Below are 3,629 nucleotides of genomic sequence, written 5' to 3'. Positions count from 1 at the left end.
ACAGCTTTAATAGAATACCAAATCCGACAGCGAATGTCAAGTACTTTTTTATTTATTTTTGTGCCACACAATGCCTGTATTATAATAGTATACCTGCCTTTCTCCGTCGCGCGCCCTGTAAGCCGCATCTAACCTTGACATTTCCCCCAATTTAGTGTATAATTCCGCTCTTGTGGGAACTTTTTTACAAGGAGAACGGTTTATGAAAAAAGTTGGTTCACTGATCAGACAGCTGCTGCCACGGTGTGATGTGCCGCTGCGCCAAAACACAAGGGCGCAAAAGCTGCTCCTGCTGCTACTGACACCGCTTACCGCGTTTTGGCTGATGCAGCTTGTGCTCGGCTCTCCGCCGTGGAATATGAGCGCAGGCGTGGCGCTGGCTAACTGGCTATGCCTCAGCGCACTCTACTGGATCGGCTGTGCGATTATCGGCTATCCGGCGGTCTGCTGCGTGCTGCTGCACATTCTGGCCGGTATGTGGGGCGCTGCGAATTACTTCGTTTCTGTCTTCCGCGGCACACCTATTCTGCCGTGGGACTTTAAGGCACTCGGTACCGCTGTAGCCGTTGCAGGCAGTTACAGCCTGTCTATGACCTGGCAAATCGCCATCTGCATTATGCTGGTCACGCTGCTTGCGTGGGCGCTGCGTCCTTATTATAAGATGGGGCATTTTCGGCTGCGCAAAGGCGATCTGCTGCGACGCGGTTCCGTGCTGATTGCCGGTCTGCTGTGTCTCATCCCAATCGCCCACCCGCAAATACTGGGCATGTTCGGCGTAGAGACCGACGTGTGGGATCAGCTCGGTGCGTACCAGACCGGCGGTGCCGCTGCAGAATTTCTGCGAAACACCGAATTTATGGAAGTGGAAAAACCGGATGATACCACGCCAGAACGCGTCAACGCCATTGTATATGGTGCAGAGGATGACCCGACACCGAATGTCGGCGTTGATCACCCGAATATTGTTGCCATTATGAATGAATCATGGGCGGACTTTGAGGACTTCGGCAATCTGACGCTTACGGAAAGCCCAATGAATTACATCAGCAGTGTGTCGAATGCAATCCATGGTCACGCCTACACCTCGGTATTCGGCGCGGGCACAAGCACGAGCGAGTTTGAGTTCCTGACCGGTAATTCGATGAACTTCCTGCCGTCGGGCAGTATCCCGTATCAGCAGTACATCCTCGGTCCGACGGATTCGCTGGCTACGCTGCTCAAGGGCTACGGCTACGAAACGCGTGCGTTCCATCCGGGTGAGCAGACCTCGTGGCAGCGTAATATCGCGTATCCGCGTCTGGGCTTCGACTCATTCAAGTGCGGCGAGGACATGGACGTACCGCAGACCGAGGAGCACGGCTACGTCAGCGACGATTCCGACTTCGAGCAGATTATTTGGGAGTTTGAGCATAAGGACGAAAGCACACCGCTGTTTCTGTTTAATGTGACGATTCAAAACCACGGAAGCTACACGGTTGAGGATTACCCCGCTGAGGTGCAGGTCGTCGATGAGCCGGGCGTGTACCCCAAGGCAGAGCAGTATCTGACGCTCGCCAACAAGACCGATGAGGCCTTCAAAAAGCTGATCGACTACTTCTCGTCACAGACTGAGCCGACCATTCTCGTTATGTTCGGCGATCATCAGCCGTCTGTCGAGCAGGAATTTCTCGATAAGGCGTACGGCGTCACCCAGGACGAAATGACCATGGCACAGTATATGGATAAGTTTAAGGTGCCGTTCATCATCTGGGCCAATTACCCGCTGACCGGCGATTCGACAAAGATCACCAGCCTGAACTTTCTCGCGCAGTATGTGCTGCGCAACACAGGCATTGAAACCAGTGCCTACGGAAAATACCTGTGGAATCTGCAGAAAACCATTCCGGCGATGACCTTTGCCGGCTATTTCGATAGTGAAGGCAACGCATACAGCCATCTGGATACCACAAAATTTACCCCGCTGATTGAAGATTACGAGCGCGTACAATATAACAACCTGTTCGGCGGCGACGAACGCCAGGCAGAACTGTTTGCCTCTCCAGCAAGTACAACTTCAAGCGACGCCGCAAACGCAACCAGTGGCAATTAAACAGAAGCGACTGCTATTGAACAGCACCCCATTTGTTAGACAGTATGATATGCTATCTAACAGATGGGGTGATTTATTATATCAAGAGGAAAACCGAACAAACGATACACGCCGGAGTTTAAGAAGCTGGTCGTGGAAACCATGATGGAAGAAAGGTTGAGTTACTGCGAAACAGCGAGACGATTTGAAGTAAGCAGTGCCACTCAGGTCAGAAACTGGAAGCGTATTTATCTATCAGAAGGGTCAGAGGCATTGGCCATCGAACGACGCCAGCACAAAACGCTAGTAGTTCAGAAACTAAGGCAAAAATATTCTCTAAATCTTCTGCTTTCCATCGCTCAACTGCCCCGTGCAACGTTCTATTATCACTTGAAACAAATGCGGAAAACAGACAAATATACATCCGCTAAGGAAGAAATCACAACGATTTACCACGAAAACAGGGGCCGATACGGCTACCGGCGGATTACGACAGTGCTGCGCAGCCGAGGGTTCCTTGTGAATCATAAAACCGTTCAGCGACTTATGAAGGAGTTAGGGCTGATTTGCCGCGTCCGAATGAAGAAATACCGTTCTTATGAGGGAAATGTGGGTAAAGTTGCACCAAATCTGTTAAATTGGGATTTCCATGCAGACAAGTCCAATCAGAAGTGGGTCACGGATGTGACGGAGTTCAACTTGTTTGGGGAGAAACTCTATCTGTCCCCGATTCTCGATCTGCACAGCAGCAATCTGGTCAGCTATACCATATCGGAGCGTCCCGTGCTCAGCATGGTGACAACCATGCTGAACGAGGCATTTGCAAAAATGCCGGACGGAACAAACCTCATTCTCCATTCTGATCAAGGCTGGCAGTATCAGCACAAGCAGTACCAGCGCATGCTCCGGGAGAAGGGCATCCGGCAAAGCATGAACCGTAAAGGAAACTGTCTGGATAATGCTGTGATTGAAAACTTCTTTGGAATACTCAAAAGTGAGCTATTGTATCTGCAGGAATTTCAGTCCATGGAGCACTTCAACCAGGAGCTCATTGAGTATCTGGACTACTACAACAACCGCAGAATCAAGGCAAAGCTAAAGGGCTTGCCGCCTGCAATTCACAGACAACAAGCCCTTTCGGCTGCTTGAACAATTTTTACGACGAATTTTTGTCTAACTTTTGGGGGTCACTTCATATGCAGTCGTTTTTATTATCTAAAATCCATCTAAGTCCAAGCATGTGCTTTACCTGATAGGCCCCAGCCACCAGCACCCGTAAACAATTCGCGCGACACGGGTATGTTGCGCCTGCGTAGACTTAACCGCATGTGTAGCAGCAAAGAATCTGACACTGCGAATAGGTCGAGAAATGGGAGCACACTGTGCTCCCCTACAGTAGAAAAGATCCTCTGCCGTTCCCCTTTTCGGAGCGATCGCTGGTTTCTGGTTTGCGCCAAACTAAGAAGTAAAGGAAAATGGGAGCTAAGAGGGTAGAAACCGTAGGTGTCTACCCTCAAAAGAAAAAGCAGCAACTTTCGTTGCTGCTTTAGATGTAGGCGTT

2 protein-coding genes and 1 pseudogene are annotated in these 3,629 nt (G+C 50.3%); all 3 read left to right on the top strand.

The genetic code is table 11. The features are described from left to right. The first annotated feature begins 202 nt into the window (after window positions 1–202). The 3 genes and pseudogenes from DW806_RS14860 to DW806_RS14855 all read left to right on the top strand — a co-directional run bounded on the left by DW806_RS14860 (window position 203) and on the right by DW806_RS14855 (window position 3,217). Complete coding sequence (locus DW806_RS14860) at window positions 203–2,089, top strand: LTA synthase family protein (RefSeq protein WP_118730438.1); 1,887 nt, start codon at window positions 203–205, stop codon at window positions 2,087–2,089. Window positions 2,090–2,164: 75 nt separating this feature from the next. Next, a pseudogene (locus tag DW806_RS16155) lies at window positions 2,165–2,362 on the top strand (transposase); the annotation flags it as partial. Next, complete coding sequence (locus DW806_RS14855) at window positions 2,342–3,217, top strand: IS3 family transposase (protein ID WP_442861158.1); 876 nt, start codon at window positions 2,342–2,344, stop codon at window positions 3,215–3,217. The pseudogene DW806_RS16155 and the gene DW806_RS14855, both read left to right, overlap by 21 nt. The last annotated feature ends 412 nt before the right edge of the window (window positions 3,218–3,629 follow it).

The organism is Butyricicoccus sp. AM32-19 (assembly GCF_003480365.1).
In the GTDB taxonomy this organism is placed as follows: domain Bacteria; phylum Bacillota; class Clostridia; order Oscillospirales; family Butyricicoccaceae; genus Agathobaculum; species Agathobaculum butyriciproducens.
The sequence above is the reverse complement of the archived record's forward strand: the minus strand, read 5'-3'. Positions and strand labels throughout refer to the sequence as shown.